The organism is Streptomyces sp. NBRC 110035 (assembly GCF_000829695.1).
In the GTDB taxonomy this organism is placed as follows: Bacteria; Actinomycetota; Actinomycetes; order Streptomycetales; family Streptomycetaceae; genus Streptomyces.
This window is the reverse complement of the sequence record NZ_BBNN01000048.1, coordinates 39197-56670: the sequence shown is the minus strand read 5'-3', so window position 1 is coordinate 56670 and position 17474 is coordinate 39197. Positions and strand designations below refer to the sequence as shown.

The following is a 17474-nucleotide window of genomic DNA, read 5'->3' as shown; positions in this document are numbered from 1 at the left end:
CTAGCTTGGCTTCCCTGCCAGGTGTCAGCATCGTGTCCTGGAAGGTACGCGCTCGCCGCCATGCCCAGGCCCCATCCAGGTCTACAAGGCGGGTCTCCCACGCCGCCTCGGTCGGGGACTCGGCGAAGCGCCGTGCCAGTTCGGGGTGGTCCTCGGACAGGCGGTCCAGGAGTTTGCGGGCCTCCCGGCGATCAGCCTCACGGTGGAATGCCTCGGTCAGCGAATCGATCGCGGACGTGTACGCCTGTGGATCACGGTCGGTGACAGCCCTGTGTACCTCTGCCAGTTCGGCCACTCCGCGGGCATCGGGTCGCGGCAGCTGCTCGGAGATGGACCGCAGCCTCTCCTCCGCCTCACGGGCACGGAGCAGCCGTTCCGCACCGTTCGCCGACGTACGCACGTCGTCCCACTGTTGTGCCGTCCGCACCGTGGCCTTGATCCGGGCCTTAAGTAGGACTTCGTGCAGCGTACGCACGGATTGGGTGAACCCGTCCACCGCGCGGAGCGTCGGCACCCGGTCCAGCAGCTCCGACAGAGCCACCTGCGTGGAGCCTTCGGCCTCGGGCGCGTCGACGCTCTTCCAGCGCTCGTTCAGCTGCCGAACGCACTGGCGTGCCGCCAGATGAGCCACCAACGCGGAGATCTCGTCCGGTGTGCTGGGCAGCCTCCCATCCACCCGGCAGTCCCGCAGAAGGACTTGGGCCTCCTTCTGGACTGGCCTCGGGGCGAACTTGCGCAGCTTGCCGCCTGCACGCAAGTACCGTTCGAGATCCTTCCCGGCGGCGATGAGACGTGATTCCTCGGCAAGCGCCACGTCGGGTACGTCGAGCACGGTGAAGAGCATGTGCTGAAGCACGCTTTGCACGTCCTCGGCACGGGCGGATGCCTGCCGCACTCCCTCCCACAGCTGCTGCCGCCGGCCTGCCATTCCGTCCTGCAAGGCGCGCGTGGTCCACTCCTCGGGCGGCCAGGCGGCAGGGTCACCCGGCAGTCCCTCGCTCTGCAGCGCGTGTTCCGCTGCGTCCAGCAGACCGACCAGTGTCGCGATCAGCTCATCCCCGCGGTCTGCGAGTTCGAGGGCAAGTGTGTCGGACGCCGACGCAGCACAGGCACGTACAGCGGCGTCCAGGGCGTTGACCGCTTCTTCGAACAGCACGGGTGCGATGAAATCCGCGGGGTCCGGGCAGCGGGCGGCATACTCGTCCAGCACGCCGGCCCCGTGCCGGGACACCAGGCCCAGCAGGCGCTGGGCCTCGTCCTGGGTCAGTGACGGTTCGCGCGGTGCCGAGGCGGGCAGAGCGGGCATCCAGTCGTACTTCGGTGCACCGGCAGCGACCGTCTCCACAATCTCCGCGAGCCGCCCCTTGTATCCGGGTGCCACGTCGAGGTGTTCGTACCACTCCGCCTCACGTATGGCGCGCAGTTCGTCACGAAGCCGCGCGCGGGTGTCCGACAGTTCCGAGCGCAGCGCCTCATGGCTCTTGATCCTTACCTCGAGACGCTCCGTCGACTGGGTGGCACTGAGCTGGGAAAGCGCGCGCACGGACTGTTCCAGGTCGTCGCTGCCGTTCTGGCGCCGGTCGCCCTGGAGGACGCACAGGTTGCGAAGCCCGGGCGGCAATTGCTGCCGCAGGACCTTCAGAGCCTGGCCCTTCTCACTCGTCACGAGCACCCGCTTGCCGTCCGCCAGCAAGGCGCACACGAGGTTGGCGATGGTGTGCGTCTTTCCCGTGCCTGGCGGTCCCTGAACCACGACGCCGGTATCGGTCTGTAGGCGCCTCAGCACCTCCCGCTGGGCTTCGTTCGACAGCAGCGGAAACAGCGGGTCAGGGCCAAGGGCGGGCGGCACGTCACGGCTCCCCGCCGCCGTACCCCACACCCTGCGGTCCTCCGCTTCCAGCTGGTACAGCAGCTGAGCCAAGCCCAGCGGAGCCATGGCACCGGGCTGAGCGAGGCGGTTCGCGATGCCGTCGTAGAAGTTTACGAGGGCACCCTGGCCCCTCTGGCGGAGAATGATCGCCGGCGCGAACCCAAGTGTGGGCACCGGCAGCGCGAGGTCTGCGGATGGGCGGCCCCAGCCACGGTGGAACGCCACCGCGCGATCGGTGCCGAACGCCCTCTCCGACCAGTCGCCGAGCACGTCCTGGGAGTCACGGGACAGCGGATGGAATCCTTCTGTATCGATACGGTCCCGCAGCGGGCTCAGCAGACGGGTGCTGTAGCCCGCGTCCGCGTCGAGAAACTCGCTGTCCTCCATCCGCGCCGGGTCGCCGGGGGCGAGGGCGACGGTGATGGACATGTTCGTGGGATTCACGGTGAGTATCAGCGGCGCCGTCAAAATGTGCCGGGCGATGCGCGCCGACGGACGTGCGGCTCCAACGGTCAGCAATCCGGCGCCCAGTACCGCCTCGTATTCCTCGCCGTCCTGCTGAATCCTGGTCGCCATTCGGTACAGCTGCTGATGGAGTTCCCTATAAGGACGGTCGATGCGCTCTTTCTCCGACCACTTGCGCCACGCGTCGAGCCACCGTGTGTAGGCGCGCAGCACGTCGTGCGCTTCCTCCCGGCGAATCTCGGAAACTTCGAACAGGTCTCCGTTTTCGTCCTCTTGCCAACCCTGCCCCGGTCCCGATTCGGCCAGCGGTGGCACTTCGGGCGATGCGGTGGCGGCGGCTTCGGGATCGACCCATCCCACCAGCGCCTCGGGCAGGACAGGAGCCGGGCGGGACGAGCGGTGCGCCACCTTAAGCAGCGTCCGGTCGCCATCCGGGTTCCGCCGGAGCCTGTCGTCCGGAATGTCGGAAAGCCAGAGGACCTCCGGGTATTTCTGCCAGTCCCGCACCGGCTTGTATGACCCGCGAACAAATTCGCGCATGTATTCGATAAGTTGGCGCGTGCGGTGGACCGCCTCCGGATGGTTCGCACGGAGTGCAGAGTGAAGAGACACCTATCCCCCCAGATCATGGCTCAACGGAAAGCCTTCCAGGATGTGAGAGAGAAGCGCGGCCTTCAACAAGGACCGGCGAGTAATGACGTAAACCAGCCACATTCCGCGGAAATTGGCTGTAACCCAGCCAACCGTTCAGGGGCGAACCCACGTGCGGCGATCACGTGCCGCCATGTACACCAACTCGACCTTGTCCGGCCCCCAGCCAGCCTTGAGGTGCTTGAACGTCGCGATGTCGCGCTCCTGAAGGACACGCACGTCGTGAAGCGACGGCACGACCTGCAGCTCTGCCACCGCAACGAAGGCAAGCACCGGCTGAACCTCGACGGGAAAGCCACACGCACGCGTCAGCGCGCTCGATGCCCGACGCGCCTCGGCTCGACTCTTCCGCACGTAGGGGTACGACTGGCCGCCTATCCGAACCGAGTCGTCGCCCACCCACACACGCGCACCGCGGTGGCACTTCGTGTTGACGCAAAAGGCTCCGCCCGGACCGATCAGGACGTGGTCGATGTCGACATCGCCTGCCAGGGGTATGGAATGCAGTACTCGCCAGCCTCGCCACGCCAGCCTCTCCAACTCCACCCCCACCCGGCGCTCACCGGCCAGTCCGGTGCGCCAGCTGTCCACCTCCAGACGCCTACCGGACATCCTGGCCAACACCCACCGCCAGAAGCCGGGTGCCAGTTCGTCCACCTTCGTCTGCAGCGCGTCTCCTGGGCGGTTCCCCACAAGGTCGTCTTCAGAGCGCAGTGCCTTGCGCACTACCGGCAAAGAAGAAGTAGCAAGGTAGGGAGCGAGGGCGTCGAGTACCGCGTCCCGCTGCTCCTCGACCAGAAGCTCCAGAGACCCCGTGCGGCGGTCGAGCCAGGCGACCTTCGTGCCGTCCGGCTGATTCACGTAGAGACGGTCATGTCCGTAACGTTTCCACACAGAGACCCGTAATCCGCTCACGCGTCCCCCGTTTCGCATCCCACCAAAAGACCAATGACCATGTGACCAGGGTCAGAAGCAGTGAGCAAGACGGCCTCATGTATGCGCCGGGCAGGCGTGCGCTTCCCAGCCGACTCTGCAGCCGGGACAGGGCACATCCAGGGCACATGAGCCCGGGAAACGGCGTTGACCCGTGAGAACTACCGGAAGCAGTTTCCGCAGGTCACCGCACGCTTCGCCGAGAAGTACCAGGTCAGTGCCCCGCCTCGTTCAATCGCTGCACGAGTGGCAGGACTTCAGCCACCGGCTGCACGAGGCGGGGCATCAGGCGTACTGCCTGGTGTGGCCCTGAGCCGGGGTTTCGTGGAGGTCGGGCAGGGTCCTTCGGGCCTCGCCCTTCTCCGTGCCGGAGAGGGGTCGTCAGACGGCCAGGGCACATGGGTTTTGCTGGAGGTGCTGATGTGCCCTTCCCTTCTCCCTCGCCTTGCGGCTCCGCGTCCGTGAAGGCGTCGTCGATCGCCTTGCGGGTGCGGGCCTCGCTGGACGGCAGCAGGTGCGTGTACGTCCGCGGCGTGAAGCCCGGGTCCGAGTGGCCCGGGTACTCGGAGAGCGCCTTGACGCTCTCCCCCGCGTCCAGGAGCACGGAGGCGTACGCGTGCCGGAGGGCGTGCACGCCGTCCTCCGGGACCGCCTGGAGATACCTCGCCCCGCGCTCGCGGGGAGGGATCACGCCGGCGGCGACCGGGGCTCGCTTCCAGCCGCCCATGTTGAAGACGCTGCGGTTGTGCGCCCGGCCCTTCTCGTCGCCGAAAAGCAGTCGGAAGGTCTTGGACTCGTCCGGGCCTCGACCGCCTCCGCATCAAGGAAGCCGACTCCCTGCGGGGTGGCAATGACGCCGACGTCCCAGTGCCGTTCCTGTGCTGCTGTGATCAGTCGGCCGACGTCGGCGGCGACCCCGGCCGCGCAGACCACGATCTGGAGGAACGGCTTGTCGTGCTGGTCACTCACGCGGGCGCTCCCAGTTGGCGGCTGAAGTGGTGGAGCTCGGGCAGCGCCCGGCGACGGTCACGGGCTGCCATGTCGGCGACCAGTTCGCGTACGGCCGGGCGGCGGACGTCCTGTGCCACGCAGCTCTCGGCGATGCGCAGGGCCTGGTAGCCGTCGGCGAGTCTGCCCTGCTGACTGTAGGCGCGGGCGGCCTCCGCCCAGAGCGCGGCCCGTCGCTCGGGGACGGGGATGTGCCGCCGCATGAGGGGGCGAGCGGTTTGGAGGGCGATTCCGGCGTCGCCGAATGAGACAGCCGCGCTGATCTCGTGCAGGGCTACGTTGGTCGGGCTGAAGTTCGCCCAGGCGTCCGGCCTGTCGAATGCGACGTAGCGGGCCACCTCTTTGGCCTCGGTGAGGAAGTCGTGGGCGGCTTCGCGGTCGCCGTTTCTGCTGGCGCCGGTTGCTCCGCGGAGCAGCAGCAGGCCGACCGCTGCCAGATATCGGGGCAAGCGTTGGTGGTAGGAGCCGCTGAGCTGGTCGACGGTGTGGCGCACCATGTTCACGGCTTGGGCTGTGTGCTTCTCCCGTACGAGCACGTGAGCGTGAACGCGGACGCTGGCGGCGAGGACGACAGGGTCCCCAGACCTTTCCGCCTCGGCCATGGCCCGGCCGGCCGCGAGCCAGGCCTCTTCCCCCGGGGCCCGGCCTCGTTGCTGCGTAGCGGTGGGTGCCGTCGCCGGCACCCACCCACACCACGTGGAGCGCGAGCCGACCGCGACCGCCCTCAAAGAGCCGGAGACCTGCCTCCACCCTTCGGATGCCAGGTGTGCCGGCACCCGCCTCGTGGACGGGTACCCGAACCCGTATGGCCCGAAGCTGCCTGCTCACAGGGGTGATGGCCATCCCTCACCGAGACCGCTCGTGAGTGCGCCGGGCAGCAGACCGCTCCGCGCGCGGGCACGCCACACGGTCCGCCCACGCCCCCCGCACGCACCCCGTGATTCCGGTTCATTCCATCAGGGTCGATCACACCGTTTTCGCCGCCTGTCGACTCCGCCCTCCCTCATGATCGGTCCCGACGACCAGGAGAGGGGGACCACCATGCACCTGACTCCGCATGAGCAGGAGCGCTTGTTGATCCACGTGGCGGCCGATGTCGCCCGGCGACGCCGTGAACGCGGTCTGCTGTTGAACTATCCCGAAGTCATGGCGCTGTTGACGGTGCATGTCTTCGAGGAGGCGCGGGCCGGGGCGACGGTCGACGCGGTGATGGAGTCCGGGCGGCATGTGCTGCGGCGCAGCGAGGTCATGGACGGCGTGCCGGAGATGGTCGACCACGTCCAGGTCGAGGCGACGTTCCCGGACGGCACGAAGCTGGTGACCATCAGCAAGCCGTTCGACGAGGCGTCCACCACGGTGGACGTCCATCCCGGCAAGCCGGAACTGCTGCCGGACGAGGACGAACACCGGGTGGCCTTCAACGACGGCGCGACGCCCGTGCCGCTGGTGGTGCGCAACCCCAAGGACCGCCCGGTCCAGGTGGGGTCCCACTTCCACTTCGCCGAGGCCAACGAGGGACTCAGGTTCCGTCGCGAGGCGGCCCACGGAATGCGGCTGCACATTCCGTCCGGCACGTCCGAACGGTTCGAGCCCGGTGACAAGCGCACCGTGATGCTCGTGCCGATCGCCGGCGAGCGGATCGTCCACGGGCTCCAGGCCGACAAGAGCGAAGAGGAGAAGCACCTCGATGCCGGACAGGACTGAGAAGGACAGGCCCTGGGACCCGCTGCTGCGTTCCCGGTACGCCGACCTGTACGGGCCGACCGCCGGCGACCGGGTCAGGCTGGCCGACACCCGTCTCGTCCTGCGCATCGAAGCGGACTGGTGCGGTGGGCCGGGGCGCAGCGGCGACGAGATGGTCTTCGGCGGCGGCAAGGTGATCCGTGAGTCGATGGGCCAGTCGCACATCCCCCGCGACGACCCCCGCGAGCCGGTGGACACCGTGATCACCGGTGCGCTGATCCTGGACCACTGGGGCGTCGTCAAGGCCGACGTCGGGCTGCGCGACGGCCGCATCCGGGCCATCGGCAAGGCGTACAACCCGGAGACCATGACGCCGCGTCCCCACGACGACCCGCGCGCCTCGGACTTCGTCGTGGGCCCCGAGACGGAGGTGATCTCCGGCAAGGGACGCATCCTGACCGCGGGCGGCGTCGACACCCACGTGCACTTCCTCTGCCCGAACCAGATCCACGAGGCGGTGGCGTCGGGCGTGACGACACTGATCGGTGGCGGAACCGGCCCGGCCGAGGGCAGCACGGCCACCACCGTGACGCCGGGCAAGTGGCACATCCAGCGGACCTTCGAGGCGCTGGACGCCTTCCCGGTGAACATCGGCCTGCTGGCCAAGGGCAGCACCGTCTCGAAGAAGGCGCTGCACGACCAGGTCGCGGCCGGCGCCCTCGGCCTGAAGATCCACGAGGACTGGGGCGCCACCCCGGCGGTGATCGACGCCGCGCTGACGGTGTGCGAGGAGACCGGTGTCCAGGTCGCGCTGCACGCCGACTCGCTGAACGAGGCCGGCTTCGTACAGAGCACCTTCGCCGCGACCAAGAAGGACCGCAAGGCCAAGAAGGCCAAGTACCGCAGCCTGCACGTCTTCCACATCGAGGGCGCCGGCGGTGGCCACGCCCCCGACATGATCGGCCTCGCGAGCAAGCCGAACGTGCTGCCCGCGTCGACGAACCCGACCCGGCCCTTCACGGTCAACACCGTCAAGGAGCACGTCGACATGATGATCGTGTGCCATCACCTCAATCCTGAGGTCGAGGCGGACATGGCGTTCGCCGACTCCCGGATCCGGCCCTCCACCATGGCCGCAGAGGACCTGCTGCACGACATGGGCGCCATCTCGATGATGTCCTCCGATGCCCAGGCCATGGGCCGCATCGGCGAGATGATCATGCGGACCTGGCAGACGGCGCACGTCATGAAGTCCCGTTACGGCCACCTGCGCGAGGACGACGCGCACGCGGACAACTTCCGTGCCCGCCGCTACGTCGCCAAGTACACGATCAACCCGGCCATCACCCACGGCATCGACCACGAGGTCGGCTCCGTCGAGGCCGGCAAACTCGCCGACCTGGTGCTGTGGGAGCCGAAGTTCTTCGGCGTCAAGCCGCACATGGTCATCAAGGGCGGCCAGATCTCCTACGCCCAGATCGGCGACGCCAACGCCTCCATCCCCACCCCGCAGCCCTACCTCCCGCGCCCCGTCTGGGGATTCCAGGGCCGCGCCCCGGCGGCGAACTCCTTCAACTTCGTGGCCGAGGCCGCCCTCGACGGCGAACTCCCCGCGATCGGGCTGCTCAAGCCCCTGCGCGCGATCCGCTCCACGCGGGAGGTCACCAAGGCCGACATGGTCCACAACAACGGCGTCCCGAAGATCGAGGTCGACCCCGACACCTTCGACGTCACCATCGGCGGCGCCACCACCTCCGACGTCCGCACCACGGTCGACGGGCAGGAAGTCGGACGGAACTACGCCACCGAGCTGCCCCTGGCACAGCGGTACTTCCTTTTCTGACCACCCCGGCCGGCCCCAGCACCTCCTCGCGAAAGGCGGTCCCGCCACCCCATGAGCCGCACTGCCCTGCTCGTCCTGGCCGACGGCCGCTTCCCCGCCGGCGGGCACGCCCATTCCGGCGGCATGGAGGCCGCCGTCGCCTCCGGCCGGGTCCACGACACCGCGAGCCTGGAGGCGTTCTGCCGGGGGCGGCTGCACACCGCAGGACTGGTCGCGGCCGGTCTCGCCTCAGCCGCCGCCGACGGCTACGACGCCCTCGCCCTGGACGAGGCCGCCGACACCCGCACCCCCGTACCGGCCCTGCGCCACATCGCACGCCGCCTGGGCCGACAACTGATGCGCGCGGCCCGGGCCACCTGGCCCAGCACCGACCTCGACCGCCTCGCCCGGCATCGGCCCCAGGGCGCCCACCAGCCGGTCGTGCTCGGCGTCACCGCCCGCGCCGCCGGACTCACTTCACTCGACGCCGCACAGGCCGCCGCCTACGAGAGCGTGGGCGGTCCGGCGACCGCCGCGGTGCGCCTGCTGAGCCTCGACCCGTTCGACGCCACCGGCGTCCTGGCGCGGCTCGCCGACGAACTCGACACCGTCGCCGACACCGCGGCCGACGCGGCGGGGCGGGTGGCGACGGAGGGGGTCGCCGCCCTGCCCGCCGCCTCCGCTCCCCTGCTGGACATCACCGGTGAGCAGCACGCCGCCTGGACCGTCCGGCTCTTCGCCTCCTGACCAGCCCTGACCGTTGCCTGGAGCATCCCTGTGCATCTCGACCCCCCCGTGACCATGCCGCACCGCCACACCCACAGCGCCGAACCGCTGCTCGCCGACGGCAGCCGCCGCGCGCTGCGCATCGGCTTCGGCGGACCCGTCGGCTCGGGCAAGACCGCGACCGTGGCCGCCCTGTGCCGCACCCTGCGCGACCGGCTCTCCATCGCCGTGGTCACCAACGACATCTACACCCAGGAGGACGCCGCCTTCCTGCGCCGCGAGGCCGTCCTGCCGCCCGAGCGGATCACCGCCGTGGAGACCGGAGCGTGCCCGCACACCGCCATCCGCGACGACATCTCCGCCAACCTCGAAGCGGTCGAGGAACTCGAGCAGACCCTGCACCCGCTCGACCTGATCCTCATCGAGTCCGGCGGAGACAACCTCACCGCGACCTTCTCCCGCGGACTCGTCGACACCCAGGTCTTCGTCATCGACGTGGCCAGCGGCGACGACATCCCCCGCAAGGGCGGCCCCGGCATCACCACCGCCGACCTCCTCGTCGTCAACAAGACCGACCTGGCCCCCTACGTCGGCGTCGACCTGGACACCATGAGGGCCGACACCCGCAAGCAGCGCAAGGACCTGCCCTACGCCTTCACCAGCCTCACCACGCCTGACGGCGTCCAACCGGTCGCCGACTGGGTCACCGGCTGCCTTGCCGCCTGGCACGCCGCCGGATCCACCCGGTGAACGTCACCACCGCGCAGACGTCGGCCGTGATCCCGGCGCCGGCCGACGAGCCCCTCCGGGCCGCCGGTGGCCCACACGGCCGGCGCTCCGCCGGACCCGCCCTGGCACACCCGTCCGGAGTCACCGCCACCGCCCGCATCCGGGCCACCCACAACGGCCGCACCACGACGGTCCCTCTCCTCCACAGCGACGGTCCCTTCCACCTGCGCCGGTTACGGGCCCGCGGAGAGCAGGCGCGTGTCTGCGTCCTCGGCGCGATGAGCGCGCCGCTCGGCGGAGACCGGCTCGCCCTCGACATCACCGCCGAGACATGCGTCCGGCTGGAGGTGACCGGCGCAGCCGCCACCATCGCCCTGCGCGGCCCCACCACCGCACCGGCGACGTACGACGTACGGATCAGGGTGGACGACGACGCGTCCTTGCACTGGCTGCCCGAGCCCCTGATCAGTACCCGGGGCAGCACCCTGCACCAGACGTTCGCCGTGGACCTCGCCCCCACCTCCCGCCTGCTGATGCGGGAGGAACAGCTCCTGGGCCGCTCGGGCGAACCGCCGGGCCACCTCACCACCCGCCTGACCGTACGCCGCGGCGGACGACCGCTCCTCGACCAGCACACCGCCTACGGCTACCCGGCGCCGGCGTGGGACGGCCCCGCCATCCTCGGACCCCACCGGGCGGCCGGGCAGTTCCTCCTGGTCGATCCAGGACTGGGCACGCCCCAGGAGCCGCACGTCATCGGCGACGATCCGGCAGAGGGACACGCCGTACTGACCCCTCTCGCCGATCCCCGGGCCCTCATCGCCACCGCCGTCGCCCCGACACCGGCCCAGCTGCGCCACCTCCTGGACACCGCCCTCACCTACGTCTACGAGACGCCGCGGCCGGCTGCCGGAGGCGAGCAGTAGATCCGTGAACGCCGAACCGAAGGACAGGAACATGGGACGAGCACTGATCGTGGTGGACGTGCAGAACGACTTCTGCGAGGGCGGCAGTGTCGCCGTGGCAGGTGGCGCCGAGATCGCCGTGAAGGTGCGTGACCTGGTCGGGCGCGCGGCGGGGGCCGGGTACCAGCACGTCGTGGCAACCCGCGACCACCACATCGACCCCGGGGACCATTTCTCCGACACCCCCGACTTCAAGACCTCCTGGCCCGTGCACTGCGTGGCCGGCACGCAAGGCTCCGACTTCCACCCGGACTTCCTCCCCGCCGTACACGCCGGAGCCGTCGACGCCGTCTTCTACAAGGGCGCCTACGAGGCCGCCTACAGCGGTTTCGAAGGCGCCGCCGAAGACGGGACGGAGATGACCGTGTGGCTGCGGGAGCAGGGCGTCACCGCCGTGGACGTCGTCGGTATCGCCACCGACCACTGCGTGAAGGCCACCGCCCTGGACGCCGCCGCAGCGGGATTCACCACCCGGGTCCTGCTGGACCTGACCGCCGGCGTGAACCACGACACGATCGAGCAGGCCCGCGACGCACTCCGGCGAGCGGGGGTCGAACTGTCCGGTACGCCGGTGGTCGCGGAGGCTCAGCGTCAGCGCGAGGGCACGTCCAGGGCACATGAGCCTGGAAATCAGCGTTGACAGGTGAGAACTACGGAGACGTGTTTTCGCAGGTCAGTTCGTTCTTCGCCGGCATTCCCCAGGTCAGCGGCCCGCGTCCTTCAATCGCTGCACGAGTGGCAGGACTTCTCGCACCGGCTGCACGAGGCGGGGCATCAGGCGTACTGCCTGGTGTGGCCCTGAGCCGGATTCCGTAAGGGGAGGGCGGGCCCGGTCGTGGATGCGGACCGGTCGCACCAGGCTCGAGCAGGCACGCCAGTGGCATTTTACGAGCTCCGCTGGGCAGACGGCGATAGGTCCGGGGGCGAGCGGTGACGTTCGGTCCGGAACGCGTCCACGACCGTGGAGGCGCCGCGCTGCAGTGACGAAAGGCCGGTCATGACCACGACCATCGGTGTGGAAGAGGAGTACATGCTGGTGGAGCCGGTCACCGGCCGGCCGGCGCCACGCGCGGAGAAGGTGCGGGCCGCGGCCGGCGTGAAGCCGTTCGTCACCGCTCGGGAGATCCAGTCGGAGCTGCTGCAGGCGCAGATCGAAGTGGCCACCCCGGTGTGCAGCACGCTGGAGGAGGTCGGCGGGCATCTGCTGCGTCTGCGGCACGCCGTGGCCGGGGCCGCGGAGGCGCACGGCTGCCGGATCGTGGCGAGCGGCACGCCACCGCTGCGCGAGGCGCTGTCGGTCCCTGTCACCGACCAGGCCCGCTACCGGGCCCTCCAGCAGCAGGCCCCGCAGCTGGTGGCCGAGCAACTGGTCAACGGCATGCACGTCCACGTCGGCGTCCCCGACCGGCACGTCGGCGTGCAGGTACTGAACCGGATCCGCGTCTGGCTGCCGGTCCTGACCGCCATGTCGGCGAACTCCCCCCTGTGGGAGGGCGACGACACCGGTTTCGCCAGCTGGCGCACCGTCGTCTTCGGCCGCTGGCCGGTCAGTGGCATCCCGCCGCGCTTCGCCGACGACACGGATTACGACACACGGATACGCCGTCTGCTGGCGGCCGGGGTGATCGGCGACACCGGCCAGCTGTACTGGCAGGCACGTCTGTCCGAGGACTACCCCACCGTCGAGATCCGCTGCCTCGACGTCCAGCTGCGCACGGACGAGGCAGTGATGTTCGCCGGGCTGCTGCGTGCCCTGGTCGACACCGCCCTGCGCGAGGCGGCCGACGGCGTCGAGGAGCCGGATCCCGCTCCGGAACTGGTGGACGCGGCGATGTGGCAGGCCGCGCGCCACGGACTGAGCGGTGAGCTGGTCGATCCGCGCGGCCGGCGCCGGCGGGCGGGGGACGCCGTGTACGGACTTCTGGAGCATGTCGGCCCCGCCCTGGAGGAGACCGGCGACAGCCGCGAGGTGACCTCACTGGTCCACCGGCTGCTGCAGCAGGGCACGGGGGCGGACCGCCAGCGCCAGAAGCTGGCCGAGAGCGGCCCCGAGGCCCTCACCGCCATGATCATCGAGGCCAGCGGCATGCCCTGACCGCCGACCACGCCGGGGCGGCCGGGGTGCCGGGGGTCAGCGGCCGAAGACCTGGGTCCACGTCCAGTCGCTCGTGACCACGCCCACGCCCATCGTCTTCAGCGAGCAGTTGAGGATGTTCGCGCGGTGGCCCTCGGAGTTCATCCACGACTCCATGACGCTCGCGGCGGAGCTCTGGCCGCGGGCGATGTTCTCGGCACCCGGGCTCGGGTGGCCCTGCGCGGTGATCCGGTCGACGAAACTGCTGCCGTTCTGCCCGGTGTGGGAGAAGTAGTCGTTGGCGGACATGTCCTCGCTGTGCAGCTGGGCCGCCTTGTTCAGGCGGTCGTCGAGCGTCACCGGTGAGCACCCTGCTTCGGACCGCTCGGCGTTGGTGAGGGACAGGACCTCGGCGGCGTTGCCGCCTCCCGGAGCGGCCGCGGGCGCGGACCCGGTGGTCGGTGCCGCCTGGGGGCGCGTCGTCGTCCTCTCGGGCTGTACGGGGGCCGGGGCGACGGACTTCGTACGGGACGTGTCGGCGCTCGGTGTGGGTGAGGACTTCGGCTCCCGCGACGCGTCCGGTGAGGCGGAGGCCGAGGACGGGGCGGAAGCGGAGGGCGAGGGCGAGGCCGAGGCCGAGGTGGAGGGTTTCGGCGACGAGGGATCCGGTGCCGTGGCTTTCGGGGCTCCCTCCGAGGCCGACTGCACCTTGTCCGCCTCACCGTCCGGCGTCAGGAGGGCCCACCCGGATATCGCACCGCCGGTGACCAGCAGCGCCGCGACCACGGCCGTGATGTTCCGGCTCCGCCGCCTGCGTGCGCGGCTCTGCGCGCGGCTGCCCGCGGGGCCGCCGGTCCGGCGGTCCGCGCCGCGGCCCGCACGGCGTCGGCCCACCTCCACCGTCCCGAGGGGCCCGGCCGGGGAGCCGGCGGGCTCCGGGCCGCCCGTGTCCCCGTACGGCTCCGTCGCCGCGTCCCCGTACGCCCCCGGTGTCTCCCCCGGTCCCGCCGCCGCGTGGCCGGCGAAGGACATCGGCGCCGCCTCCGCCGTCCCGGCGCCGAGAGCGGCGAGCAGGCCCGCAGCGACCGGCACCAGCCCCAGCCCGACCAGCAGGCCCTCCGCCGGGACCAGCCCCGACTGGAAGCCCGCGCAGACCGTGCAGTCCCGGGCGTGCCGTGCGATGCGCTTGCGCCACAGGGCCGAGGGGACGCCGTCCCAGGCCGCGGTGATGTCGTCCAGCAGGACGCAGCGCGGCCGCGCGGACAGTGCCCGTACCACCAGCCGGGCCGTCTCCAGCTGCGCCTTCATCCGCTGCACGCGTACCGCGGTGTGCTGCGGCGGCAGCTCCAGCGCGGCGGCGACCTCCGCCCGGGTCAGCTCGCCCGCCGCCTCCAGCCACCACAGCGACAGCAGCGCCTGGTCGTCGGGGTCCAGCCAGCGGGTGGCCTCGGCGGCCTCGCGCCGCTGGCCCTCCAGGCCGAGCCGCAGGATCGTCAGGTCCACGAAGTCGGCACCGGGGTCGGCGACGTCGTGCGCGTCGTGCAGGCCCGACCGGACCGGCCCCGACCGGCTGTCGTTCTCGCTGCGCCAGTGGTGGCGTATCTGGTTCATGGTGATGGCGACCAGCCAGGACCGGAAGCGTCCGGGGTCCTTCAGCGAGCCGAGGGAGCCGAGGGCGCGGAGCATGGTCTCCTGCACCACGTCCTCGACGTCGGGGTGCCCGTTCAGGGCCCGGCCCACGATGTTGTAGACCAGCGGGAGGTAGGCGGCGACGAGTTCGTCCTGGGCCCGCAGGTCGCCGCGCCGTGCCGCCTCGACCGTCTCCCCGCCGGGTTCGCTGCTCGATGACACGCTCGTCCACGCTCCTTCTCGGTCCTGGCCCGTACTGCCCTGTCACAGGAGGAGAGCCGTCGCCGGGGGCCGGATAACACAAAGCGCGGGAGTCGTTCCCGTCCGCGCGAGCCCCCACGTACGCGCGTTCGGTCACCGCGGGGAGAGTGTGGCACAGGGCCCCGCGCGTGGCGGTGGGCGCCGTCACCGTCCGCGGCGCGGACACACCGGCACCGGCACGGGCACGGTCACCGGCCGGGTTCACCGGCGTCGGGGCGCGGCAGCGGGCCGCCGCCCACGGTGAAGCCGATCACCGTGCCGCCGCCGGGCCTGCGGACGGCGTACGGGGCGCCCCCGTGGGCCAGGGCCACCTCGCGGACGATGGACAGGCCGAGACCCGAACCGGGGAGGGAGCGGGCGTCGGCGGCGCGGAAGAAGCGGTCGAAGACGTGGGTCAGGTCGTCCGCGGCGATGCCGGGCCCCCGGTCGCGGACCTCCACCCGTACCGTGCCCGGCCGCGCGGGACCCGCGACCGTGATGTCGATGGGCGCCGTACCGTCCCGGTCGAACTTGACGGCGTTCTCGACCAGGTTGGACACCGCCCGCGTCAGCATCCCGGGCCGTCCGTCGGTCGTGGTGTCGCCGCTCGCGTGGACGGTGATCTCGCGTCCGCCCCGGCGCCGGGCCAGTTCGGCCACGCCCTGGGCGATGACGGCGAGGTCGACCCGGCACGGCGGCTCGGTGTCGGACTGGCCGGCGGCCAGCTCGACGAGTTCGTTGACCAGGTCGGTCAGCTCACGGGCTTCCTGGGTGAGGTCCGCGACGAGTTCCTCACGGGCGTCGGGCGCAAGTTCGTCGATACGGCGCAGCAGGGAGATGTTGGTCCGCAGCGAGGTGAGCGGCGTACGCAGTTCGTGGCCCGCGTCCTGGACGAGCCGGCGCTGGTCGTCCTCGGACTGGGCGAGCCGGCCGAGCATCCGGTCGAAGGCGCGGCCGAGCCGCCCCACCTCGTCGTGACCGGCGACGGGCACCTGGATGCCGAGCCTGCGGGTGCGGGCGACGTCCTCGGCGGCGGCGGTGAGGACGACCAGGCGGCGGGTGATCCGCCGGGCCAGCCACCAGCCGGACAGACCGGCCGCGATCACCACCGCCATCATCAGGACGAGCGTGCGCTGCTGGAGGGTCCGCAGCAGGTCCTCGATGTCGCTGAACTCCTGTGCGACCTGCACCGCGCCCCGGCCCTCGCCCAGCGCGACGGTCGCGACGCGGTAGACGTCGTCGCCGACGTCGACGTCCGCGTGCACGGCCACCCGCCCGGCGACGGCGGCGCCCGCGACCGCGCGGTCCGCGGCGACCACCGGCAGCCCCGGGTCGCCCGGGTCGACGATCCGGCCGTCCGGCCCGAGGACCTGGACGTCGGTCCGGGCGGGCCGTACCAGGTCGTGGCCGGGGGCGGCGGAGGAGAAGTCGACCGGCGCCATCCGGTTCGCCCGGACCGCGCCCCGCAGGTCCTCCACGACCTCGTCGAACACCACCTGCTGGTCCACCCGCAGCAGCCGGGCGGCGGCGTTGTAGGACAGGAGGCCGACCAGGACGGTGATGGTGGCCGTCACCGCGGCGAACGCCACCGCGAACTTGGTGCCCAGCGACAGCAGCCGCAGCCGGCGCCGCCCGGCCGGGGCACCCGCAGCGGTGCGCGAGGTGCCCGAAGTGCGCGAGGTGCCCGGGGCGTCGAAGGTGCCGCGGGCCACTCAGTCCTCCCGCAGCACGTAACCCACCCCGCGCACCGTGTGGATCAGCTGCGGCGCGCCGGGCTCGTCGAGTTTGCGGCGCAGGTAGCCCACGTAGACGGCGAGGTTCTTGGAACCGGGGCCGAAGTCGTAGCCCCAGATGCGGTCGTAGATGGTGGAGTGGTCGAGGACGACGCCCGCGTTGCGCAGCAGCAGCTCCAGCAGCTCGAACTCGGTGCGGGTCAGCTCCAGCTCCCGCCGGCCCCGCCAGGCCCGGCGCGCCCGCGGGTCCATGCGCAGCCCCGCCGCCTCGACGAAGCGGCCCGTCGCGGGGACGCCCGGCGGCCTGGCCGGGACCTCGGGTGCCCCCGGCGGTGTCCCGGAGGGCCGCGCCTCCTCGGCCGACGGCCCGGCGGGAACGGACGGCACGGGCGGTGCGGGCGGCACGGGCGGCACGGGCGGCACCCTGCGCAGCAGGGCGCGCAGCCGGGCGAAGACCTCCTCGACGTCGAACGGCTTGACGACGTAGTCGTCGGCGCCCGCGTCCAGCCCTTCGATCCGGTCGGCGGTCTCCACCAGCGCCGTCAGTATCAGTACGGGGGTGCGGTCGCCCTCGGCGCGCAGCATCCGGCACACCTGGAGTCCGTCGATGCCGGGCATCATCACGTCGAGCACGAGGACGTCGGGCCGGCTGCGGTGGACCTGCGCCAGCGCCTCGACTCCGTCGGCGACCGCGGTGACCCGGTAGCCCTCCAGGGTCAGGGCGCGTTCGAGGGCGTTGCGGATGGCACGGTCGTCCTCGGCGAGCAGCACGCTGGGGGTGTGGGGCGCGGTAGGGGGCACGGGGCCAGTCTGCCAAGCACCGCCGCGCCCCGGCGAACGACCGGTGGCACGCAGGCCGCCTCCCGCCGCGGTCCGTGGAAGACCGCCGGGAGTTCCGTGCCGGAAGTTCCGTGCCGGGCGTGCCGGGCACGTTCGGTGCCCGGCA

Annotated in this window: 12 protein-coding genes and 3 pseudogenes; 7 read left to right on the top strand and 8 right to left on the bottom strand. The window is 71.2% G+C overall.

Features of this window, described 5'->3' with window-relative positions:
* The 5 genes and pseudogenes from TU30_RS29580 to TU30_RS29570 all read right to left on the bottom strand — a co-directional run.
* Window positions 1–2875 (bottom strand): AAA family ATPase (locus TU30_RS29580; RefSeq protein WP_042175887.1); only part of this gene is annotated, 2875 nt, incomplete at its 3' end.
* Between the two features lie 207 nt (window positions 2876–3082).
* Window positions 3083–3847 (bottom strand): nuclease-related domain-containing protein, encoded by a 765-nt coding sequence (locus TU30_RS29575; protein ID WP_078878615.1) that lies wholly within the window; start codon window positions 3845–3847, stop codon window positions 3083–3085.
* 463 nt (window positions 3848–4310) lie between these two features.
* Window positions 4311–4721 (bottom strand): annotated as a pseudogene (locus tag TU30_RS37785) (tyrosine-type recombinase/integrase); the annotation flags it as partial.
* Window positions 4634–4888: pseudogene (locus TU30_RS37780) on the bottom strand (flavoprotein); the annotation flags it as partial. The pseudogenes TU30_RS37780 and TU30_RS37785, both read right to left, overlap by 88 nt.
* Window positions 4885–5571, bottom strand: a pseudogene (locus tag TU30_RS29570) (transcriptional regulator); the annotation flags it as partial. The pseudogenes TU30_RS37780 and TU30_RS29570, both read right to left, overlap by 4 nt.
* A gap of 397 nt (window positions 5572–5968) precedes the next feature.
* Between TU30_RS29570 and TU30_RS29565 the strand changes: the two are divergent.
* The 7 genes from TU30_RS29565 (at window position 5969) to TU30_RS29535 (ending at window position 12947) form a co-directional block, all read left to right on the top strand.
* On the top strand, window positions 5969–6631 hold the full coding sequence (locus TU30_RS29565; RefSeq protein ID WP_042175909.1) for an urease subunit gamma: 663 nt from the start codon (window positions 5969–5971) through the stop codon (window positions 6629–6631).
* Window positions 6615–8453: an urease subunit alpha gene (locus tag TU30_RS29560; protein ID WP_042175882.1), complete on the top strand. Its 1839-nt coding sequence runs from the start codon at window positions 6615–6617 to the stop codon at window positions 8451–8453. Before TU30_RS29565 ends, TU30_RS29560 begins: the two co-directional genes overlap by 17 nt.
* A 51-nt stretch (window positions 8454–8504) precedes the next feature.
* Window positions 8505–9179 carry an urease accessory protein UreF gene (locus tag TU30_RS29555; RefSeq protein WP_042175879.1) on the top strand — a complete coding sequence of 225 codons (675 nt, stop codon included), beginning with the start codon at window positions 8505–8507 and terminating at the stop codon, window positions 9177–9179.
* Window positions 9180–9209: 30 nt separating this feature from the next.
* Window positions 9210–9908, top strand: a complete 699-nt coding sequence (gene ureG / locus TU30_RS29550; RefSeq protein ID WP_042175876.1) for an urease accessory protein UreG — start codon at window positions 9210–9212, stop codon at window positions 9906–9908.
* 101 nt (window positions 9909–10009) lie between these two features.
* Window positions 10010–10813, top strand: coding sequence for an urease accessory protein UreD (locus tag TU30_RS29545; protein WP_370626733.1), 804 nt, complete (start codon window positions 10010–10012; stop codon window positions 10811–10813).
* Window positions 10814–10844: 31 nt separating this feature from the next.
* Complete coding sequence (locus tag TU30_RS29540; RefSeq protein ID WP_042175904.1) at window positions 10845–11492, top strand: isochorismatase family protein; 648 nt, start codon at window positions 10845–10847, stop codon at window positions 11490–11492.
* Window positions 11493–11849: 357 nt separating this feature from the next.
* Window positions 11850–12947 carry a glutamate--cysteine ligase gene (locus tag TU30_RS29535; RefSeq protein ID WP_042175874.1) on the top strand — a complete coding sequence of 366 codons (1098 nt, stop codon included), beginning with the start codon at window positions 11850–11852 and terminating at the stop codon, window positions 12945–12947.
* A gap of 36 nt (window positions 12948–12983) precedes the next feature.
* On the opposite strand, the gene TU30_RS29530 is transcribed toward TU30_RS29535, so the two are convergent.
* The 3 genes from TU30_RS29530 to TU30_RS29520 all read right to left on the bottom strand — a co-directional run bounded on the left by TU30_RS29530 (window position 12984) and on the right by TU30_RS29520 (window position 17329).
* The gene (locus tag TU30_RS29530) at window positions 12984–14777 is read right to left on the bottom strand and encodes a sigma-70 family RNA polymerase sigma factor (RefSeq protein WP_042175872.1); all 1794 of its coding nucleotides are present in this window, start codon (window positions 14775–14777) and stop codon (window positions 12984–12986) included.
* Between the two features lie 227 nt (window positions 14778–15004).
* Window positions 15005–16417 (bottom strand): HAMP domain-containing sensor histidine kinase, encoded by a 1413-nt coding sequence (locus TU30_RS29525; protein WP_042175901.1) that lies wholly within the window; start codon window positions 16415–16417, stop codon window positions 15005–15007.
* A gap of 90 nt (window positions 16418–16507) precedes the next feature.
* Complete coding sequence (locus tag TU30_RS29520; RefSeq protein ID WP_042175871.1) at window positions 16508–17329, bottom strand: response regulator transcription factor; 822 nt, start codon at window positions 17327–17329, stop codon at window positions 16508–16510.
* Window positions 17330–17474 lie beyond the last annotated feature (145 nt).